The 20230-nt window shown below is 42.6% G+C and carries 16 protein-coding genes; 15 read left to right on the top strand and 1 reads right to left on the bottom strand.

All coding sequences use genetic code 11. The features are described from left to right. Positions 1-352 precede the first annotated feature (352 nt). From ACYH0O_RS16220 to ACYH0O_RS16175, 10 genes are all read left to right on the top strand, one after another. Positions 353-4702, top strand: a complete 4350-nt coding sequence (locus tag ACYH0O_RS16220) for a S8 family serine peptidase (protein ID WP_482629529.1) — start codon at positions 353-355, stop codon at positions 4700-4702. A 211-nt stretch (positions 4703-4913) separates the two neighbouring features. After that, positions 4914-6695 (top strand): methylmalonyl-CoA mutase family protein, encoded by a 1782-nt coding sequence (locus ACYH0O_RS16215; protein ID WP_482629528.1) that lies wholly within the window; start codon positions 4914-4916, stop codon positions 6693-6695. Then, the gene (gene scpA, locus ACYH0O_RS16210; RefSeq protein ID WP_482629527.1) at positions 6682-8838 is read left to right on the top strand and encodes a methylmalonyl-CoA mutase; all 2157 of its coding nucleotides are present in this window, start codon (positions 6682-6684) and stop codon (positions 8836-8838) included. Before ACYH0O_RS16215 ends, scpA begins: the two co-directional genes overlap by 14 nt. After that, positions 8838-9887, top strand: coding sequence for a methylmalonyl Co-A mutase-associated GTPase MeaB (meaB, locus tag ACYH0O_RS16205; protein WP_482629526.1), 1050 nt, complete (start codon positions 8838-8840; stop codon positions 9885-9887). The genes scpA and meaB overlap by 1 nt, the downstream gene beginning before the upstream one ends. A gap of 104 nt (positions 9888-9991) precedes the next feature. Then, a complete protein-coding gene (locus tag ACYH0O_RS16200) occupies positions 9992-10429 on the top strand; it encodes a BrxA/BrxB family bacilliredoxin (RefSeq protein ID WP_148969561.1) in 438 nt (145 codons plus the stop codon). 387 nt (positions 10430-10816) lie between these two features. Then, positions 10817-11599, top strand: coding sequence for a transporter substrate-binding domain-containing protein (locus ACYH0O_RS16195; protein ID WP_482629525.1), 783 nt, complete (start codon positions 10817-10819; stop codon positions 11597-11599). A 76-nt stretch (positions 11600-11675) separates the two neighbouring features. Beyond that, the gene (locus tag ACYH0O_RS16190) at positions 11676-12335 is read left to right on the top strand and encodes an amino acid ABC transporter permease (protein ID WP_149157718.1); all 660 of its coding nucleotides are present in this window, start codon (positions 11676-11678) and stop codon (positions 12333-12335) included. Then, on the top strand, positions 12328-13044 hold the full coding sequence (locus ACYH0O_RS16185; RefSeq protein ID WP_149157717.1) for an amino acid ABC transporter ATP-binding protein: 717 nt from the start codon (positions 12328-12330) through the stop codon (positions 13042-13044). Before ACYH0O_RS16190 ends, ACYH0O_RS16185 begins: the two co-directional genes overlap by 8 nt. 107 nt (positions 13045-13151) lie before the next feature. Next, on the top strand, positions 13152-14138 hold the full coding sequence (locus ACYH0O_RS16180; RefSeq protein ID WP_482629524.1) for an aromatic acid exporter family protein: 987 nt from the start codon (positions 13152-13154) through the stop codon (positions 14136-14138). Positions 14139-14158: 20 nt separating this feature from the next. Further along, positions 14159-14662: a L,D-transpeptidase gene (locus ACYH0O_RS16175; RefSeq protein ID WP_149157715.1), complete on the top strand. Its 504-nt coding sequence runs from the start codon at positions 14159-14161 to the stop codon at positions 14660-14662. A gap of 49 nt (positions 14663-14711) precedes the next feature. Here ACYH0O_RS16175 and prli42 read toward each other — a convergent pair whose 3' ends face one another. After that, complete coding sequence (gene prli42, locus ACYH0O_RS16170; RefSeq protein ID WP_148969555.1) at positions 14712-14807, bottom strand: stressosome-associated protein Prli42; 96 nt, start codon at positions 14805-14807, stop codon at positions 14712-14714. A gap of 190 nt (positions 14808-14997) precedes the next feature. Here prli42 and mce point away from each other — a divergent pair, with 190 nt between their 5' ends. The 5 genes from mce to ACYH0O_RS16145 all read left to right on the top strand — a co-directional run bounded on the left by mce (position 14998) and on the right by ACYH0O_RS16145 (position 20073). Next, a complete protein-coding gene (gene mce / locus ACYH0O_RS16165; protein WP_482629523.1) occupies positions 14998-15411 on the top strand; it encodes a methylmalonyl-CoA epimerase in 414 nt (137 codons plus the stop codon). Positions 15412-15415: 4 nt separating this feature from the next. Next, positions 15416-16963 (top strand): acyl-CoA carboxylase subunit beta, encoded by a 1548-nt coding sequence (locus tag ACYH0O_RS16160; protein WP_482629522.1) that lies wholly within the window; start codon positions 15416-15418, stop codon positions 16961-16963. 76 nt (positions 16964-17039) lie between these two features. After that, positions 17040-18164, top strand: a complete 1125-nt coding sequence (locus ACYH0O_RS16155; RefSeq protein ID WP_149157712.1) for a tripeptidase T — start codon at positions 17040-17042, stop codon at positions 18162-18164. Between the two features lie 163 nt (positions 18165-18327). Beyond that, the gene (locus ACYH0O_RS16150) at positions 18328-18798 is read left to right on the top strand and encodes a chemotaxis protein CheW (protein ID WP_482629521.1); all 471 of its coding nucleotides are present in this window, start codon (positions 18328-18330) and stop codon (positions 18796-18798) included. 21 nt (positions 18799-18819) lie between these two features. Further along, positions 18820-20073, top strand: a complete 1254-nt coding sequence (locus ACYH0O_RS16145; protein ID WP_482629520.1) for a DNA polymerase IV — start codon at positions 18820-18822, stop codon at positions 20071-20073. Positions 20074-20230 lie beyond the last annotated feature (157 nt).

The raw sequence follows: 20230 nt of genomic DNA, 5'->3' as shown, positions 1-20230 counted from the left end.
GTTTTCCGAATGCATTCAAGATAAAATTCCCTCCTATGTCTTCTCTCTCATTTATTTCCTACTTAATCCAAAATGGTAGGGGTACTTCATCCTTTTAACCTATGAGATGTGCATTGTAATCCAAAATATTCCTGTAGTTATATTATCTGTGTGACTATATGCATGCATGAAATATGAGAGAGGGTGACTTTTCTATTAATTTCCGAATATTCAGATTTAATCCGACATAAACTTACAACATTTTACATCAATAGTTGGTTATCTTTGGGTTAACAACTACTTTTTACCAAGTAGGGATTCAGGGAGGTGTCGGGTTTACTGACGGAATCTAAATTTACTGGGAGGGAATTAGATGACAGGTAGAAAGCGTAAGGCAAGATGGTTATCCATCGTACTCACCTTAGTAATGTTTGTCCCATTACTATTTCCATTCAATGCTGGGGCAGCGAATACCTCACAATCAGCTCTGGCTAAAGAAAAACCATCCACTTCAGCAAGCGAAAGCGCAAAGGTAAGTCCACAATCAAAGATCACATCGAAACTAAATGATCAATTCAAGAAAGATAAGCACGTCACATACTTAGTGAAATTCAAGGAGCAGCTTGATACGAAGGCTGTAGCTAAGAAGGCGACTGAAAAAGCTAAAAAGCAGAAGTTGTCTGCTAACAGCAAAAAATTACTGAAACGAAATATGGTCGTTTCCGAGCTTCGTGCCACAGCATTTGAATCTCAAGCAGAAGTGAAAGAATACTTAACGAAACAGAAGAAGTCCGGTGCAGTAAAAGAAATAAAAGACTTCTATGTTGTAAACGGAATGGCCGTTACTTCCACAAAAGAGGTAATGGATAAAATTTCAACATTTGCGGAAGTTGAGAAAATCTTGCCGAATGAAACACGTCAGCTCATTCAACCGGCAAAAGCTGAAGGTTCAGCTAGCGATGCAGAAAAAGAAGTAAAAAACAGTCCGGCATCCATTGAATGGAATATCGACAGAGTTGGTGCACCGGCGGTTTGGGATATGGGAATTGATGGAGCAGGAACCGTTGTAGCGTCGATTGATACAGGCGTTCAATGGAATCATCCTGCTTTACAGGAAAAATACAGAGGTTATGACCCTCAAAATCCTGATGCCCCTGATCATGAGTTTAGCTGGTTTGATGCAACAGCTGGGCAAAGTGCACCTTATGATGATCAAGGACACGGTACGCATGTAACAGGAACAATGGTTGGTTCCGAACCTGATGGCAGCAATCAGATCGGCGTCGCTCCGGGAGCAAAGTGGATTGCTGTAAAAGCATTCACGGCTGATGGAGGAACAGATGTTGATTTATTAGAAGCGGGAGAATGGATTCTTGCTCCTAAGGATGCTGAGGGCAACCCTCATCCGGAAATGGCTCCAGATGTAGTCAATAACTCATGGGGTGGCGGTGCCGGTCTTGACGAGTGGTACCGGGATATGGTGAACGCCTGGAGAGCGGCCGAAATATTCCCTGAGTTCTCTGCTGGTAATACAACATTATTTAATCCTGGTGGCCCAGGTTCAATTGCTACACCTGCAAATTACCCTGAGTCATTTGCAACGGGCGCAACAGATATTAATGACAACCTTGGAAGCTTCTCACTACAAGGTCCTTCTCCATACGAGGAAGTTAAACCTGAAATATCCGCACCGGGAGTGAATATTCGATCTTCAGTACCAGGAAGTAACTATGAAGGTGGATGGAATGGTACATCAATGGCGGGTCCTCACGTTTCTGCAGTCGCAGCATTGTTGAGACAAGTGGATGCAAGTTTGACGGTTGACGAAATGGAAGAAATCTTAATGTCAACGGCTGTTCCTTTGACTGACGGTACCTTCCCTGAAACGCCTAATAATGGATATGGTCATGGATTGGTTAACGCATTCGATGCCGTTTCTTCCGTAATGAGCGGAATTGGAAAAGTTGAAGGGCAAGTTTCAAAAGAAGGGGATGACACTGAAGCTCCAGTAATCAATCACGAAGCCCCTGGTGAAGCATTTGAAGGAATGAATTTGCCACTACAAGCGGAAGCAAGTGATAATGTGAGCGTAACGAATGTTTCGTTACATTATCAAAATCAGGATGGAGCTTGGGAATCTGTTGAAGCAACACGATCTGCAGGTGACTATACATCAGGAACTTATGAGGCAACCATTCCTGGAGAAGCACTGACAGGTGAGAGTGTTACTTATAAATGGTTGGCAGTGGACTTTGGTGGAAATGAGGTAGAAACGGATACGTATTCCGTCACTCTTCTTCCAGGTATCACCGTTGGATATGAGCAGGACTTTGAGTCTTCTCCAAGTGGCTGGAATTCTTATGGCCCAGGAAACAGCTGGGAGTGGGGTGTACCTGTAAATGGTCCAGGGGCAGCTACTTCTGGAGAAAAGGTATATGCAACAAGTCTGGATGGTACTTATGACAACAGCGCCAACATGTCGCTAGAAATGCCTCCGATCGATTTACCTGAAGGGGATAGTTTCTTGCAATTTAAGCAATGGTATGAGCTTGAAAGTAACTATGATTATGGTCATGTGTTTGTATCCACTGATGGTGAAGAGTGGACGCAGGCCCTTCGTGTCAATGGGAATACGGATGGCTGGATCGACGGGGAAGTGGATCTAAGTCAATATGCGGGTCAGCGAATCTACATCGCTTTCAATGTTACATCAGATGGAAGTGTTGTGAAACAGGGCTGGTATGTCGATGATGTGAAACTAAGTGGAGAATCGATTCTTCCAGCTAAAAAGATGAACCTTGGATTGAAATCGAAGGATGAGAAGTCATCATCTGTTTCAAAGAAACCGAGTGTAAATCCGAATAAAATTAAAATGGCTAAACATGTAAGTAAAGAAACACCGGTAGAAGGAAACGTACCCGGGCCAGTGCTGCTTCCATTGCAAGCAGAAGTAAGCATACTGGAATCAGGACGTTCGGTATACACGAACCCTGCCGATGGATCGTACGAAATCAATCATGCAGCCGGTGAGTTTACGCTACAAGCATCAACCTATGGTTTCAGATCAGAAACACAAAGTGTAACGATTGAAGCAGATCAAACATCTAACGCCAATTTTACACTTGAAGAAATTCCCCATGGAAATATTAAGGGAACCGTCACAAATGAAATTTCTGGAGAACCGGTTGAGGGAGCCACTGTCTTCTTACTTGAAGATGCCGTTGTGGAGCCGGTAGAAACGAATGAAAATGGTGAGTATGAACTGGAGGCATATGAAGGTGAATACACCATTAAAGTAGTTGCACCTTACTACTATAGTAAGGAAACGACTGTAACGGTTGAAGGTGGAGAAGTCACAAACGCCGATGTTTCATTAGAGCCTTTCATCGGGTATCCTGGTGAAATTGGTTACGATGATGGAACAGCTGAAAACGCCCGTGCATTCTATGATGCAGGTAATGGCTGGGCTGTGAAAATGTCTCTTGAAGAAGGTAATGAAACAGCATTGGTTACAGGTGGGCTATTCCGCTTCTGGGATACAGAATGGCCAGTTCCAGGTGGAACAGAATTCCAAGTTGCCGTTTACGATGCATCTGGTCCTGATGGCGCGCCAGGTAAGAAAATAGCCGGACCGTTTGATGGAACGGCTTTACGTAACGGGGAATGGACACATGTAGATCTAAGCCAGCATGGCATCATGGTAGACGGTGATTTCTACATGTTTTACATTCAATCAGCTCCAAATCCGAATGCACCTGGACTTGGAACAGATGAAGATGGCGAATATGCCGCAAAAAGCTGGCAATTTGTTGGAGGCGCATGGTCTCAAGCACCAGAAGAGGAAGGGAACTACATGATTCGTGCAACAGTGAACTATGAAGTCACTTCACCAGTCATCACATCACCAAAAGATGGATCATTTACAAATAAGGATTCGGTTACCGTTGAAGGTACTTCTGCCCCGACCACAACGGTTCACCTCTTTAATGGTGACGATGAAGTGGCAACAGCAGAAACAATGGAGGATGGTACCTTCTCTGCGGATGTTTCATTACACGACGGGGAGAATTCGATTACAGCAAAGGCAGCAACCGAACAAGGGATGACGGGACCATCTGAGCCTGTATCCATTAACCTTGATCAAGTGAAGCCTGAGCTTGCCATCACTTCTCCGAAAGAAGGCATGAAAACAAATCGTGAAGCCATCACCGTAGAAGGAACGATTGTCGATGAAAACCTCGCTTGGGTAAAAGTAAATGGCGAGAAAGCTTCTGTAAGTGATGGACAGTTCAGTCATAGACTGCTTCTGAATGAAGGAGAAAATGTCATCCAGGTAGTAGCGAAAGATAAAGCTGGTAACAAAAAGAAACAAAAAGTAACAGTCTTTGCTAAATTTGGTGACATCGCTGTTGAAAATCTTCTTCCTGCTGAAGATAAAGAGCTGAAGAAGGGTGAATCGGTAAAAATCGAATTTGACAGTGAGCCTGGTTTAGATGCCACATTTGTCATCCAAATGCCACTGACAAATGCACGATCCCAAGTAACAAACGCAAATGAGCTGCCAATGATGGAAACATCAGAAGGTCACTACGTCGGTTATTATACAGCCACTTCAAATGTAAAAGCACCTGGAGCACTTATTGAAGTGAAGATTTCCGATGATTATGGAAATGTCACAACGAAACGTGCAGAAGGAAAATTGTATATCAACACAAAAAAATAAAGCTTAAGGGAAGAAGAGTCGATCCCGTCGACTCTTCTTTCTTTTTTTGCACATTTACCAGAGAGATTGAAGAAATGCGTTTTTTTTTATATACTAAAATAGTATTAGTATAAACATTTCGAATTTTCAATGAGCACTCATGCTAGTTTAGTGAGATTCTTCAGATGTAAATGAAAACGATTACAATCTTGTAGGTCGAAAGAGGGGTATTATGAAGCTTAGTGATATGAAAGAACAATCATTCAGTCGACGAACACTTACAGAATGGCAAGAAGCAGCTGAAATAGCGTTAAAGGGGAAAGGGATTCGTTCCTTACATACAAACACCTATGAAAATATTGAACTTAAACCGTTATACACGAAAGTAGATTTACCTGGAGTAGATAGAGTGAATGCTTATATCCCTAATGTGGAAGGGAAGTTGAAGAGGGCTTCAAAATGGTTCATCGCTCAACCGGTCAAACGGGGATCCTGGGAGGAACTCACCTCTGCAATGAAGGATGCGTTATCCCGGGGACAGAACTGTGTTTCATTTCAAGTAGGTAATTTAGATATAATAGAAGGCTTCGATCAATTTATTAAAGAAGTCATTGAGTTAGAGGCCCCTGTCTTTTCCATTGAAAAAAAGACAGCTTTCTGTATCCAGCGAATGATGAAATTTCCTGAACTGAAGGAAATCAAAGGTGTGATGGGCTTTGATCCAATAAATGAAAATCGGGAGCATTTGTTTGAAGATTGGTTGGAGGTTGTAAAAGAAGTAGATCAGCATCTGCCTAATCTGAAGACCATAATCATTAATTCTGCCCAGTATCATAATAGTGGAGGAAGTGCCACGCAGGAATTGGCATACGGACTGAGTGAAGGGGTCACTTATATTGAAACACTTCAGGAAAAAGGATGGACGATAGAAAAGATTGCCGGGAAAATGCATTTTCACTTTTCAGTAGGCAGCCATTTCTTTATGGAAATAGCCAAAATCAGAGCCTTTAAGAAATTGTGGCAAGAAGTATTATCGTCCTATGGACTTTCCGAACAAGCGATCGCTCATTCGGTCAGCTGCAGTGCGGAAACGTCTCAGTTGAACAAATCCACACTCGATCCGTATGTCAATATGCTTCGCGGGGGAGGAGAAGCTTTTTCTGCCATTCTTGCAGGGGTGGATTATCTTCTTGTTGCTCCGTTCAATGAAGTGAGTGGGGAAGTGAACGCATTTTCTGAGAGAATTGCCCGGAATACTCAACTGATCCTTGGGGAAGAAGCTCATTTGGATAAAGTGGTTGACCCTGGAGGCGGTTCTTATTATGTGGAATGGTTATCAGAAGAGGTAGGTAAGCTTGCATGGAAGGAATTTCAACAGGTCGATGGAGATGGGGGAATCCTTGTCTGTCTGAAAAATGGTTCCATTCATGAAAAAATAAATAGAGTGAGAGAGTCACGTATTCATGATTTAGCCACAAGAAAAAACTCGATGATCGGGACGAATATCTATTCAAATCTTGAGGAGACATTTCGAACTCCAGCATCTAATGTGGGTGAGCGATTGTCACTTCCTTTTGAAAGATTTAGAGAAAGGACACATAAGCTGGCAAGTAAACCGGTGGCAGGTTTAATAGGGTTAGGGAAGCTAAAAACCCATAAGCCCCGGGCTGATTTTGTAAAAGGATTTTTAGCGACGGGGGGCATTCATACAAATCAAAGTAAAGAGTGCTTCTCTAAGGAAGATGTACTCCAATTTGTGGAAGAAACCCGTTATCCATACTATGTGGTTTGTGGAACAGAGGAAGAATATCAAGACAAATTGCCCATGCTGATTGAGTCCATTCATCATATTGATTCGACCATTGTGATTGATGTAGCAGGGAAAATACCTGATGAGCATGAGTGGGTTCGTTTAGGACTGAATGGATCCATTTACAATAAGCAAAACATACTTAAAAAAGTAGATGAGCTATTAACCATCTGGGAGGAGGGAACTGACAATGACAAATCCTGATTGGCAAGAAATCGACCCTTATTCGAAAGAAGCAAGAACGAATGATGGTTCTCTAACAGGTAGCACCTATGAGACAAATGAGAAGATTGTCATTAAATCTCTTTATTCAGAAGAGGACTCAAAGGATATATCTCATGGAGAAGACCTTCCAGGCTTGGCTCCTTATACAAGGGGGCCGTACCCGACGATGTATGTGAATCGCCCTTGGACGGTAAGGCAATATGCAGGTTTTTCAACAGCAGAAGAAAGCAATGCCTTTTATAGAAGAAACTTAAGTATGGGTCAAAAGGGTCTGTCTGTTGCTTTTGATTTAGCTACTCATCGTGGCTATGATTCCGATCATCCCCGGGTGGTAGGAGATGTAGGAAAAGCGGGAGTGGCCATCGATTCGATTCTGGATATGAAGATTCTGTTTGATGGAATACCTCTTGATCAAATGTCTGTTTCCATGACGATGAACGGAGCGGTGCTGCCCATCCTTGCATTTTATATAGTCACGGCAGAAGAACAGGGCGTTTCGCAGGAGAAACTGTCTGGTACGATTCAAAATGATATTTTAAAAGAGTATATGGTGCGGAACACCTATATTTATCCTCCTGAAACATCCATGAAGATTATTGCTGATATCTTTGAGTATACGTCCAAACACATGCCGAAGTTTAATAGCATCAGTATTTCCGGGTATCATATGCAAGAAGCGGGAGCGCCTGCCGATATTGAGTTGGCTTATACGCTGGCAGATGGTCTTGAGTATGTGCGGACAGGTCTCCAGGCAGGGATCGATATCGATTCCTTTGCACCAAGACTTTCATTCTTCTGGGCGATTGGCATGAATTATTTCATGGAAGTGGCAAAAATGAGGGCGGCGCGGAGAATCTGGGCGAAAATGATGAAAACATTCAGTCCTAATAATTCGAAATCCTTGGTGCTCAGAACCCACTCCCAAACATCCGGCTGGAGCTTAACTGAGCAGGACCCGTATAATAATGTCATTCGTACATTACTTGAGGCACACGCGGCTGCTATGGGTCATACGCAATCGCTTCATACCAATGCGTTGGACGAAGCGATTGCCCTGCCGACAGACTTCTCTGCGCGGATCGCGCGTAATACACAGCTATACCTTCAAGAGGAAACCGGTATTACGAAAGTGATTGATCCATGGGCCGGTTCACATTATGTTGAATCCTTGACCAATCAGTTGATGGAGAAGGCCTGGGAGCATATCGAAGAAATCGAAGAGCTTGGCGGAATGACCAAGGCGATTGAAACCGGATTGCCGAAAATGCGGATTGAGGAAGCGGCTGCGAGAAGACAAGCAATGATTGATTCGGGGGATGAAGCGATTGTCGGGGTAAATAAGTATCGCCTGGACAAGGAAGATCCGATTGAAACGCTGGACATTGATAATACAGTTGTAAGACAAAAGCAAATTGAGCGAATTCAAATGCTTAAAGAGGAACGAAATGAAAATCGAGTAACCGAAACGCTCGAGTCATTAACACTTGTAGCAGAAACAAGAGAAGGGAATTTACTTGAAAAAGCGGTGGAGGCAGCGAGAGCCCGGGCGACATTGGGAGAAATATCCGATGCCATTGAAAAAGTATCAGGACGACATAAAGCAACGATCCGGAGTATAAGTGGGGTGTACAGCTCGAACTTTTCAAATGAACAAGAAATCAACGTCGTGAAAGAGATGACAGAAGAATTTTTGGAAAACGAAGGAAGAAGACCGCGTATCCTTATTGCGAAGATGGGACAGGACGGGCATGACAGAGGTGCTAAGGTGATTAGCACGGCGTTCGCAGACCTTGGCTTTGATGTGGATATCGGACCATTGTTCCAGACGCCGGAAGAAACGGCTCTGCAAGCAGTCGAAAATGACGTACATGTCATCGGTGTAAGTTCATTAGCCGCAGGACATAAAACACTCCTGCCTCAACTGGTAGCGGAACTAAAGAAATTAGGCAGAGAAGACATTCTCGTTGTCATTGGTGGAGTGATTCCGGCTAAGGATTATGACTTCCTATTGAATAACGGAGCCTCAGCCGTTTTTGGACCCGGGACAATCATACCTGTTGCTGCACAAAAAGTCATCAAAGAAATTTATGAAGTGCTGGGCTATGAGGAAGTGGCTGAGTAATGGCAGAGCATGATTCAGTGCGAAAGAAGCGGTTTGTGAAGAAGAAAAAGGATTCTGTATCGATTACCGAATTAAAGGACGGGGTCTTGAATGGCGACCGTAGCTCCTTGGCGAAGGCCATCACGCTGATTGAAAGCAATGCAGAACAGCATTATGCCATGGGACAGGAACTGTTGCAGGAACTCCTGCCCTATACGGGTAAAAGCTTCCGGATCGGCATTACAGGTGTGCCGGGAGCCGGTAAAAGCACATTTATAGAAGCGTTCGGGGAGATGTTATGTGAGCAGGGCCTCCGGGTTGCCGTCCTTGCGATTGATCCCAGCTCTTCCATTTCCGGTGGCAGTATTCTTGGGGATAAATCAAGGATGGAACAATTATCGAAAAATCCCCGTGCTTTTGTAAGACCTTCCCCCACTGCAGGAACACTTGGTGGAGTGCACCGGAAAACCAGTGAAACGCTTCTCTTATGCGAAGCGGCCGGATATGATCTGATGATCATTGAAACCGTTGGAGTGGGTCAGAGTGAAGTGATGGTGAGGCAAATGGTGGATTTCTTCCTCCTGCTCGTCATCACAGGAGCCGGGGATGAGCTTCAAGGAATGAAAAAGGGGATCATGGAGCTTGCCGATGCATTACTTGTCAATAAAGCAGATGGAGAAAATAAACCTCTCGCTGAGAAAACAAGAAGAGAGCTGAACCAAATCCTCCACTTCTTGACTCCCGCAACTAAAGGGTGGAGCTCAAAGGCTTATACCTGTTCTGCCTTGAAAAATGAGGGATTAAAAGAAATGTGGAATGTGATTCAACAGTTTGAGAAGCAATCAAAAGAACAGGGAGTCTTTGAAGAAAGACGACTTCTCCAAAAACAGGAATGGTTTCATACGATGTTGAAAGAAAGAATCTTGTCAGATTTCTTTTTCCATCAGGATATAAAGTCTGCCCTTCCACACATGGAAAGTCGTGTGAAGGAAGGGGACTATACCACTACTCAGGCAGTAGAAGAATTGCTAAAGCGATATAAGGGTGCAATTCTTAACGGGTTTAGTTAATTTTAATTGAAACATAGGGTTTGAAATTGTTATGATAGGGGTATATCAAAATTCCTGTTTTTATGGAGAATGATTAAGTCAGCGATTAAAAGGAGAGTTCAAGCATGGATATAGATTTCAATTTATTTATGAATGATGTTGTTCGCCAGGCTCGTCAAGAAATCGAACAAGCCGGTTATACTCAGTTAACAACAGAAGAAGAAGTAGATCAAGCTTTCGCTAAAGAAGGTACAACACTCGTGATGATCAACTCCGTTTGTGGTTGCGCCGGAGGAATCGCACGTCCAGCAGCAGCTCATTCCATTCATTATGATAAACGACCAGATCAATTGGTAACGGTTTTCGCCGGCCAAGATAAAGAAGCCACTGCGAAAGCGCGCAGCTACTTTACCGGCTATCCGCCATCTTCACCGTCATTTGCTCTATTAAAAGACGGAAAGCTATTGACCATGGTAGAAAGACATGAAATTGAAGGTCACGACCCAATGTCGGTTGTGAACAAAATTCAATCTTACTTCGATCAATATTGTGAAGAAGTGTAAGTAAGAGAGTGAGGCCCGTTAGGTTCATTACATGAATATCTGCTTTAGGTGGATGTTTGTGTGAGGAGCTTGACGGGTTTTTTGTTTTGATTAAAAAGGGGATACCATATGTTTGGTAATCCAGAAATGCAAGAATCATCACTTCCTTCAAAATCTCCATATGTAAGCATGCATATATTATGAATAAAAATCCCCTTCGTATTTCATTCTTTCTTCCAATCAATGCTAAAACCTTGTAAAGAGGCACTTGTATTTTCAGAATATATAAACATTTATGGGTGACTATAAAAACTATTGCATAAATATTTATCTCTGCTACAATACGAATATAGTAATTAATATACATTATATATTATATTTATTCATTACAATCGAGGAGGAATTACAATGAAAAAGATATTATCTATTATATTAGTATTAATCGTTTCTACTATTTTTGCTGCATGTGGTGCAGGAGAAGAGAATGCAGGAACCGCTTCAGGTGAATCAAAGAAGCTGATTATGGGTACGTCGGCTGACTATAAACCATTTGAATACGTCGATACGGCAAATAGTGATGAATTTATCGGGTACGACATTGACTTGGCTCATATGCTGGCAGATGAGCTTGGGTATGAAATCGAGATCAAAGATATGGAGTTCAGCGGATTAATTTCAGCACTTAAAACCGGCCAGGTGGACTTTGTGCTTTCAGCTATGACCCCTACGCCGGAACGACAAAAGAACGTTGACTTCAGTGATGTCTACTACACAGCAAAAGATATGATCATCTCAACAAAAGAGAGTGGAATTCAAAGCGAAAAGGATCTTGATGGGAAAACGGTTGGTGTTCAGTTAGGTTCTATCCAACAGGATGCTGCAGAAGAACTTTCCACATCCATCCCATTAAAAGTAGAGACCCGTGACCGTATTCCTGAGCTGATACAGGATCTGCAAAATGAACGTTTTGATGCCATTATCATAGAGAATACAGTAGCAAACGGTTATTTGGATAAAAATAAAGAGCTTAAAGGAAATACAATGGACGTGAACGAAGAAGAGGCAGGTTCTGCTGTTGCACTTCCAAAGGATAGTGAGCTTACAAGTGAATTCAACGATGCATTGAAAAAGCTCGAAGAAAATGGAAAATTGGATAAACTGGCTGAAAAGTGGTTTGACGGAGAACAGTAGATTGATAGAAGGGCTAACCCATTATCGGTTAGCCCTTCCTATTTAACAGTCAACAGCATGATTGGAGGAGAATACAGTGCCACTTGATTTTCAACAACTGATCCCTTCGATTCCTTTTATTTTGGAAGGATTGAAGGTCACTCTTAAAATTGTCGGATTAGCAGGAATACTTGGATTTGCCTTCGGTATTCTGCTTGCTCTTTGTAAAATAAGTTCAATCAAACCTTTAACATTACTTGCAGATATTTATACATCGGTTTTTCGGGGGACTCCTTTAGTTCTGCAATTAATGATTATCTTTTATGGTTCGCCTCAGCTTTTTGGAACTCAGATCGAACCGTATACAGCAGCCATCCTCTCTTTTTCACTTAATTCAGCTGCCTATATATCTGAGATCATCCGTGCGGGAATCAATGCAGTGGATAAAGGGCAAAAGGAAGCGGCCATGGCTCTTGGGGTTCCATATCGTTTAATGATGAAAGATGTGATCCTACCTCAGGCCATTAAAAACATTTTACCTGCCTTAATGAACGAATTTATCACCCTTACGAAGGAATCTGCCATCGTCACTGTTATCGGAGCGGCCGATGTGATGAGACGTTCGTATATGGTAGGTAGTGATTTGTATTCCTTTTTCGAACCACTATTATTTGCAGGACTGATCTATTATGTGCTTGTCATGATTCTAACCTTATTAGGGAAAGTGCTGGAAGGGAGACTACGTGGGAATGATTAAAGCAGAAAAAATCACCAAGTCGTTCGGGAAGCTTCAAGTATTAAAAGGTATAGATTTTTCCGTGGAAAAAGGGGAGGTTGTTGCATTGATCGGTCCTTCGGGTTCCGGGAAATCCACTCTACTCCGCTGCCTGAATTATTTAGAGGAGCCGACTTCAGGATCGATATACTTTGAAGAAGCTGTTGTGAAAGGCAAGAATATAAGCAAAGTGAGACAAGATATAGGGATGGTATTTCAACATTTCCACCTCTTCCCTCATATGACAGCGTTGGAAAACGTGATCTACGCTCCAGTGAAAGTGAAGGGGCTAAACAGAACAGATGCTAAAAAAGTAGGGACAGACCTTCTAACAAAAGTCGGTTTGAAAGAAAAAAGTGATGAATACCCAAACCGTTTATCAGGTGGCCAAAAACAGCGTGTAGCGATTGCAAGGGCACTTGCAATGGAACCGAAAGTGATGCTTTTTGACGAACCGACATCTGCACTGGATCCGGAAATGGTCAAAGAGGTGCTGGAAGTCATGAAGTCACTCGCTCATTCAGGGATGACAATGATCATTGTAACCCATGAAATGGGCTTTGCCAGAGAGGTGGCAGACAGAGTCTTATTCATGGATGATGGAAAGATTGTCGAAGAAGGAGAGCCTCTTCCTTTTTTCTCGAACCCGCAAAGCGATCGGGGAAAAGAGTTCTTAGAGAAAATACTTTAAACGATGGAAGGATTAGCGAACAGTTTCGTTAATCCTCCTTTTTATGTTCAAGGGGAATTATGGTATTCTAAAGTAGCTAAAAAAAGAAAGAGTTAGGAGAAAACTGAATGTTTCGAATCGGGTATCGAACACTTAAGACTGGGATCGGCACAGCGGTTGCGATCAGCATTGCACAGTGGTTTCACCTGGATAACTTTGTATCAGCCGGGATTTTGACGATACTGTGCATTCAGAACACGAAGAAAAAATCGGTTAACGCTTCATGGAGCCGTTTCCTGGCCTGTGTAATTGCCATGGTGATTTCTGCTGCGTTCTTTGAGTTCATTGCCTATCATCCTGCCGTAATCGGCATGTTATTACTGGTGTTCATTCCGATAACGGTAGCCCTGAATATCAAAGAAGGAATAGTCACCAGTTCCGTTATCATTTTACATATTTATTCGGCAGGTAAGGTAACCCTTGGACTTTTCGAGAATGAATTAGGTATCATTGTCATCGGGATAGGAATTGCTCTTGTCATGAACCTTTACATGCCGAGCGTTGATAAAAAGATGATCGAATATCAGGAGAAGATAGAATCCAACTTCTATAAAATTTTTTGTGAAATGATCAACTACCTACGAACAAATGATAGCCAATGGGATGGAAAAGAAATCACTGATACAGAACAATTACTTAAAGAAGCGAAGACCATAGCATTCAAAGATGTTGAAAATCACTTTTTACGTGATGAGAACTTATATTATTTGTATTTTAAAATGAGGGAAAAACAGTTCGAAATCCTACAACGTATCTTACCGATTGCGACATCGATATCATTGACGGTAGAACAGGGGCATCGGATTGCAGAATTCCTGGATGAGCTTAGTGATCACATACACCCGGGAAACACGGCCCTGTTTTATTTGAAAAAATTGTACGATATGAAAGTGGAGTTTGAACAGATGGATTTACCGAAGACGAGGGAAGAATTTGAAACCCGCGCCGCTCTCTATCAATTTGTTCAAGAGATGGAGCAGTATCTTCTTCTGAAAAGCTCGTTTAAAGGAATAAAGAAGGATGAAAATGATCAAAAGGAAGTAAACTACACCTAAAACACGAAAAAGGTGATAGGATGCGTATACTTCTTGCCATTATCTTGTTCGCTTCTCCCATATGGCCACTTGGAAGGAATCCACTGCCCGGGGATCCGTTTATTATCGTGAACAAGGAAAGTAATCAATTAGCTTACATCGACGACGGGAAGGTTCAGCACACATTCCCGGTAGCAACAGGGAAAACGACGACCCTCACCCCGGAAGGACTATTTAATGTTACAGTTAAAGCCAAGAACCCTTATTACCGTAAGAAGAACATTCCCGGTGGAGACCCACGGAATCCATTGGGTTCAAGGTGGATCGGATTTGACGCCAAGGGGACAGACGGAAGGATCTATGGAATCCACGGTACGAATCAACCTTCAAGTATAGGCAAATATATCTCGAATGGATGCATAAGAATGCACAATAAACATGTTGAATTTCTGTTTGATCAGGTACCTGTCGGAACAAAGGTTCTAGTCGTCAAAACAAACAAAAGCTTCTATCAGCTGGGAAAAGATCACGGTGCGATAAAATAAAAAGGATCTGCTAATCGACTCAGTCGAAAAGCAGATCCTTTGTTTTTTATTATAATAAGAAAGTCAGTCCTGCCATGATCGTCGATGCAATCATTGCAAACAACATGACAAATACAATTATTTTTTGTAATTTTTTATTACCCATTGTATCTCTCCATTCTTCATCTCACCTTAAAGAGGCGATTTTCAACTCTATTTTATCGTGAATAGTGAGAGAAAACAACCATTGGTATAAAAGAAAACGCTTTAATTATTCGCCGGATTAGGAGGGAATTCGACAACATTTATCGAATACTATACGGGTGGAATATGTAAACAACAGGGGGATGATAGGGATGAAAAAGGTAGACCATATCGGAATAGCAGTATCATCAATAGACAATGTTCTTCCATTTTACCAAGATACTCTTGGGCTTTCACTAGTCAAGGTCGAAGAAGTGGGAAATCAAGGTGTGAAAATAGCATTTATTGATGGTGGAAATATTAAGCTTGAGTTACTTGAACCACTACATAAAGAAAGTCCGATTGCCAAGTTCATTGAGAAAAAGGGAGAAGGCATTCACCATATTGCCTTTGGTGTCGAAGGAATTGAAAAACGGATCAAGGAACTGCAAGCAAAGGGAGTCCAGATGATCAACGAAACACCAAAAATGGGGGCTAGTGGGGCTGCAGTTGCCTTCATGCATCCAAAGTCAGCGCACGGTGTACTATATGAACTATGTGATAAATCAAACATCAAAGGGGAGTAACATAATGGATATCTATGAAAAGATTAATGAATTGTATGATCGCAGAAGAGAAGTGGAATTAGGCGGCGGAGATAAAAAAATAGATAAGCAGCACGAAAAAGGAAAACTGACTGCGAGAGAACGAATCGATATTTTAGTGGATCCGGGCAGCTTTGTTGAGCTGAATCCATTCATTGAGCATCGCTGTTCAGACTTTGGACTGGACGGGGTTCAGGGCCCTGGAGATGGAGTCGTTACAGGTTATGGAAAAGTAAATGGAAACCCCATCTACTTATTTTCTCAGGATTTCACGGTATTTGGCGGCGCATTGGGGGAAATGCATGCGAAGAAGATTTCACATGTCATGGATCTGGCAGTCAAAAATGGTGCACCTTTCATTGGTTTAAATGATTCAGGTGGTGCAAGAATTCAAGAAGGTGTCGTTTCTTTAGATGGATACGGACATATCTTCTATCGAAATTCCATTTATTCCGGAGTGATTCCACAAATCTCCGTGATTATGGGACCTTGCGCAGGAGGAGCGGTTTATTCCCCTGCCATCACGGATTTTGTGTTTATGGTAGATGATACAAGTCAAATGTTCATCACAGGACCCAAAGTAATTGAGACAGTTACCGGTGAGAAAATCAGCTCAGAAGATTTAGGCGGTGCGAAGGTCCATAACTCCATCAGCGGGAATGCTCATTTCAGAGGGAAAACTGAAGAAGAGGTCCTTCTCGAGGTTCGTAGACTATTAGCTTATTTACCACAAAATAATGGGGAGAAGCCTCCTCGTTTGGAAGTGGATGAAGAAGATGATTATCGTGGGAATTTAACGGACCTGATTCCATTCGATGCTGTCCGTCCTTACGACGTCCGCACGGTCATCAATGAAATTGTGGATGAAGACAGCTTTATGGAGGTTCAGAAAGAGTTTGCGAAAAATATCGTCGTTGGACTGGCCCGTATCAAAGGAGAAGTCGTTGGCCTTGTCTGTAATCAGCCAAAATTCATGGCAGGAGGGCTCGACATTGATTCCTCAGACAAAGCAGCCCGTTTTATCCGTTTCTGTGATTCCTTCAATATTCCATTGATCACCTTTGAAGATGTAACTGGCTTCTTCCCTGGAATCAAGCAGGAACATGGCGGGATCATCCGTCACGGTGCGAAAATCCTCTATGCCTATTCAGAAGCGACAGTTCCAAAAATGACGGTGATTTTACGAAAAGCCTATGGAGGTGCTTATGTTGCACTAAACAGTAAGTCCATTGGGGCTGATTTAGTTTTTGCATGGCCTAATGCAGAAATTGCCGTCATGGGTCCGCAGGGAGCAGCGAATATTATTTTTGCAAGGGAAATTGCAGGCAGTGAGAATCCGGAACAGCTCCGGGCGCAGAAGATTGAAGAGTACCGTGAGAAATTCGCTAATCCATATGTGGCAGCTTCCCGTGGAATGGTGGATGACGTTATTGATCCCCGTGAAACCCGGATCAAATTGATTCAAGGATTGGAAATGATGAGAAATAAACGGGAAGAGAGACCAAAGAAAAAGCACGGAAATATTCCATTGTAGAAGCGATACCATTTGTTGAACCGGCCTATTCACGCTATACTATAGAAGTGAATACATAATTGTGGAGGTCGACTAAATGATTAATCATGAACGTTTACTAAATGAATTCCTGGAATTGGTCCAAATCGATTCTGAAACGAAGGAAGAAGCGGAAATCGCGAAAGTATTAAAGCAAAAATTCTCTGATCTTGGCGTAGAGGTATTTGAAGATGACACGATGGGTGAAACGGGCCATGGTGCCGGAAACCTCATCTGTACGCTGAAAGGGAATAAAGAAGGCGTAGATACCATCTACTTCACTTCTCATATGGATACAGTTGTTCCTGCAAAAGGGGTTAAGCCAACGCTTAAAGATGATGGCTATATTTACTCAGACGGCACGACCATTTTGGGAGCCGATGATAAAGCGGGACTTGCAACGATGCTTGAATCTGTTCGAGTACTTCAGGAGAACAATATCCCTCACGGAGATATTCAGTTCATCATTACGGTAGGGGAAGAATCAGGATTAGTTGGAGCGAAAGCACTGGATTCTTCTCTCGTAAAAGCGAAATACGGTTTCGCCCTTGATAGTGATGGGAAAGTCGGTAATATCATCGTGGCCGCTCCTACACAAGCGAAAGTGAGAGCAACGATATATGGGAAAACAGCACATGCAGGTGTAGCTCCCGAAAAAGGCGTTTCTGCCATAACGATTGCGGCTAAAGCGATTTCCAAAATGCCACTCGGCCGCATCGATGAAGAAACGACAGCAAACATCGGACGCTTTGAAGGTGGAAAAGCAACGAACATCGTATGTGAACAAGCGGATATTCTGGCAGAAGCACGTTCACTCGTCCCTGAAAAAATGGAAGCTCAAGTAGAGAAGATGAAAGCTGCATTCGAATCCGTAGCAGAAGAAATGGGTGGAAAAGCAGAAGTTGAAGTACAGGTGATGTATCCAGGCTTCAAGTTCAAAGACGGTGACGAAGTAGTCGAAGTGGCAAAACGCGCCGCGAAGAAAATCGGTCGTCCAAGCGAGCTTCTTACAAGCGGAGGCGGAAGTGACGCCAACGTCATCGCAGGTTTCGGAGTGCCGACAGTCAACTTGGCAGTAGGATACGAAGAAATCCATACGAAGAGCGAAAGAATGCCTGTTGAAGAACTGAACAAGCTTTCTGAAATGGTTGTAGCGATCATTCAGGAAGTAGCGGGGGAATAGCCGCCGGAGCTAGACAGATCATCTAATCATCCAAATGTCCATGAACCGAAGTTCATCCTTCGTTCGTGGACATTTTCTTCTTTCAAAACCAGCACCTAACCTTTCTAAAATATGGTACATTAGAAGTATACATATCAGAAGTTTTAAGAGGGGACGTTATACAATGCCGAAAGTAGTCGTTTTTCATGCTGGAAGAGAAGAATATGCTCTACCGATTGAGACCGTAGTTTCGATTGAAAAAGTGGAAGAAGTGAGAGCCATCCCTCATCTGCCTTCATTTGTCCTGGGACTTGTAAAGGTCAGGGGAGAGCTGATCCCTGTCCTTGATTTAGCAAATATCCTTTATGACACGAATGCAGGTGCAGAAACAGGAATGTTTCTTCTCGTCGTTCACACAGAAACAATGCAGATCGGTTTGGTCGTTAAGGAAGCGAAAGAAATTCTCGAAGTACCGAATGACTCCTTTACAAACGTAGGTTTACTTGCGTATTCAAAAACAAACTATTTCTCAGGAATCATCAATCTTGAAGATTCGTTCATCACCCAGATCGACCCCGATGTTTTAGTAGAGAGTCTAGAAGGTATTAGAGAGATAAAGGATTACGTGAACGAGCAAAAAACCCATCAAAATTAGACAAAGAAAGCCGCGATTTAAATGAACTCACATTATCCAAAAAACGGACGGGTGATCCTTCATGTTGATATGAATAGCTTTTATGCCTCTGTTGAAATGGCTTTTGACCCAACATTGAGGGGCAAACCATTAGCTATTGCCGGGAATCCCCAAGAGAGAAGAGGCATTATCGTGACATGCAGCTACGAGGCGAGAAGCTTCGGAGTGAAAACAACAATGCCTCTTTGGGAAGCCAAAAAACTGTGCCCTGGGCTCATTATCATGACGCCTAACTTTGACCGTTACCGCGCAGCCTCCAAAGGAATATTTGATATCCTCAGACAATATTCAGAATTAGTGGAGCCCGTCTCGATTGATGAGGGTTATCTGGATATCACGGACTCCTTTGAAAAAGGCACCCCGTTACAAATTGCGTCAGACATTCAATCCCAAATTAAAAGTCAACTCGATCTTCCCTGTAGCATCGGGGTGGCCCCTAACAAATTCCTGGCCAAAACCGCCTCAGATATGAAAAAGCCTATGGGAATCACCGTATTAAGAAAACGTGATATCCCTCAAAAGCTCTGGTCCCTTCCTGTCATAGAAATGCACGGCATTGGACAAAAGACCGCAGAAAAGCTCAATTCGTTTGGTATTCATACCTGCCATGATCTCGCTCATGCCAATGATATACAGCTGAAATCACTGCTTGGAATCAATGGTCTTCGTCTCAAAGAACGCGCCAACGGGATCGATAGGCGAAGCGTGGACCCTGATTCGATCTATGATTATAAAAGCGTTGGAAACTCCACTACTTTACCAAAGGATACAACGAACCAACACGAGCTATTAACGATTGTAGAGAAACTATGTGCAAAAGTGTCGTCACGCCTTCAGCAGAAAGACGTTCTGGGGATGACGATCCAACTCATGATCAGGGATAAATTCAGAAAAACCATTACGAGAAGCAAGAAGCTGGAAAATCCGATATATAAAAAAGAAGATTTATTTCATTATGCTAAAGACTTATTGTTGAAGCACTGGGATGGAGATCCCGTTAGACTTTTGGGTGTCACCGCCCAGGATATAGTGGAAAAGAGTGAAGCAACCGAACAACTGGACCTATTCTCTTATAAAAAGGCTGCAGAAAAGGAACCACTTTACAATGTTTTATCACAGCTTCAGGAAAAGTTCGGGAAAGATTCCATCTCTCAAGGAATAAAAGGAAAGAATAAGAAGAAAACCTTTGACTCGAAACAGGACACAAGCTTCAACAAGGATTTTCTAAGGGAATGACCCAGGAAGAAAGAGGACACCTTAAGGTAGATAAAGAACACTTCAAACGGATTATTTGCATCACCACACTATTCTTGTTAGATTGAAATAGAGTGAGAAAACAGGTTTAGAAAAACTAATCAACTGAAGTTTTCCTACATAATGTTGATAATTTAAA

Source organism: Rossellomorea sp. H136 (assembly GCF_056838065.1).
Note: the sequence above shows the minus strand (reverse complement) of the source record. Positions and strands in the feature narration are given on the sequence as shown.

Excerpts from the sequence above, each read along its gene's own strand:
- ACYH0O_RS16175 (WP_149157715.1), top strand. The coding sequence starts at position 14,159 with ATGCGTATACTTCTTGCCATTATCTTGTTCGCTTCTCCCATATGGCCA.
- ACYH0O_RS16155 (WP_149157712.1), top strand. The coding sequence starts at position 17,040 with ATGATTAATCATGAACGTTTACTAAATGAATTCCTGGAATTGGTCCAA.
- scpA (WP_482629527.1), top strand. The coding sequence starts at position 6,682 with ATGACAAATCCTGATTGGCAAGAAATCGACCCTTATTCGAAAGAAGCA.
- ACYH0O_RS16215 (WP_482629528.1), top strand. The coding sequence starts at position 4,914 with ATGAAGCTTAGTGATATGAAAGAACAATCATTCAGTCGACGAACACTT.
- ACYH0O_RS16180 (WP_482629524.1), top strand. The coding sequence starts at position 13,152 with ATGTTTCGAATCGGGTATCGAACACTTAAGACTGGGATCGGCACAGCG.
- mce (WP_482629523.1), top strand. The coding sequence starts at position 14,998 with ATGAAAAAGGTAGACCATATCGGAATAGCAGTATCATCAATAGACAAT.
- ACYH0O_RS16185 (WP_149157717.1), top strand. The coding sequence starts at position 12,328 with ATGATTAAAGCAGAAAAAATCACCAAGTCGTTCGGGAAGCTTCAAGTA.
- ACYH0O_RS16150 (WP_482629521.1), top strand. The coding sequence starts at position 18,328 with ATGCCGAAAGTAGTCGTTTTTCATGCTGGAAGAGAAGAATATGCTCTA.
- ACYH0O_RS16220 (WP_482629529.1), top strand. The coding sequence starts at position 353 with ATGACAGGTAGAAAGCGTAAGGCAAGATGGTTATCCATCGTACTCACC.
- ACYH0O_RS16195 (WP_482629525.1), top strand. The coding sequence starts at position 10,817 with ATGAAAAAGATATTATCTATTATATTAGTATTAATCGTTTCTACTATT.
- meaB (WP_482629526.1), top strand. The coding sequence starts at position 8,838 with ATGGCAGAGCATGATTCAGTGCGAAAGAAGCGGTTTGTGAAGAAGAAA.
- ACYH0O_RS16145 (WP_482629520.1), top strand. The coding sequence starts at position 18,820 with ATGAACTCACATTATCCAAAAAACGGACGGGTGATCCTTCATGTTGAT.
- ACYH0O_RS16160 (WP_482629522.1), top strand. The coding sequence starts at position 15,416 with ATGGATATCTATGAAAAGATTAATGAATTGTATGATCGCAGAAGAGAA.
- ACYH0O_RS16200 (WP_148969561.1), top strand. The coding sequence starts at position 9,992 with ATGGATATAGATTTCAATTTATTTATGAATGATGTTGTTCGCCAGGCT.
- prli42 (WP_148969555.1), bottom strand. The coding sequence starts at position 14,807 with ATGGGTAATAAAAAATTACAAAAAATAATTGTATTTGTCATGTTGTTT.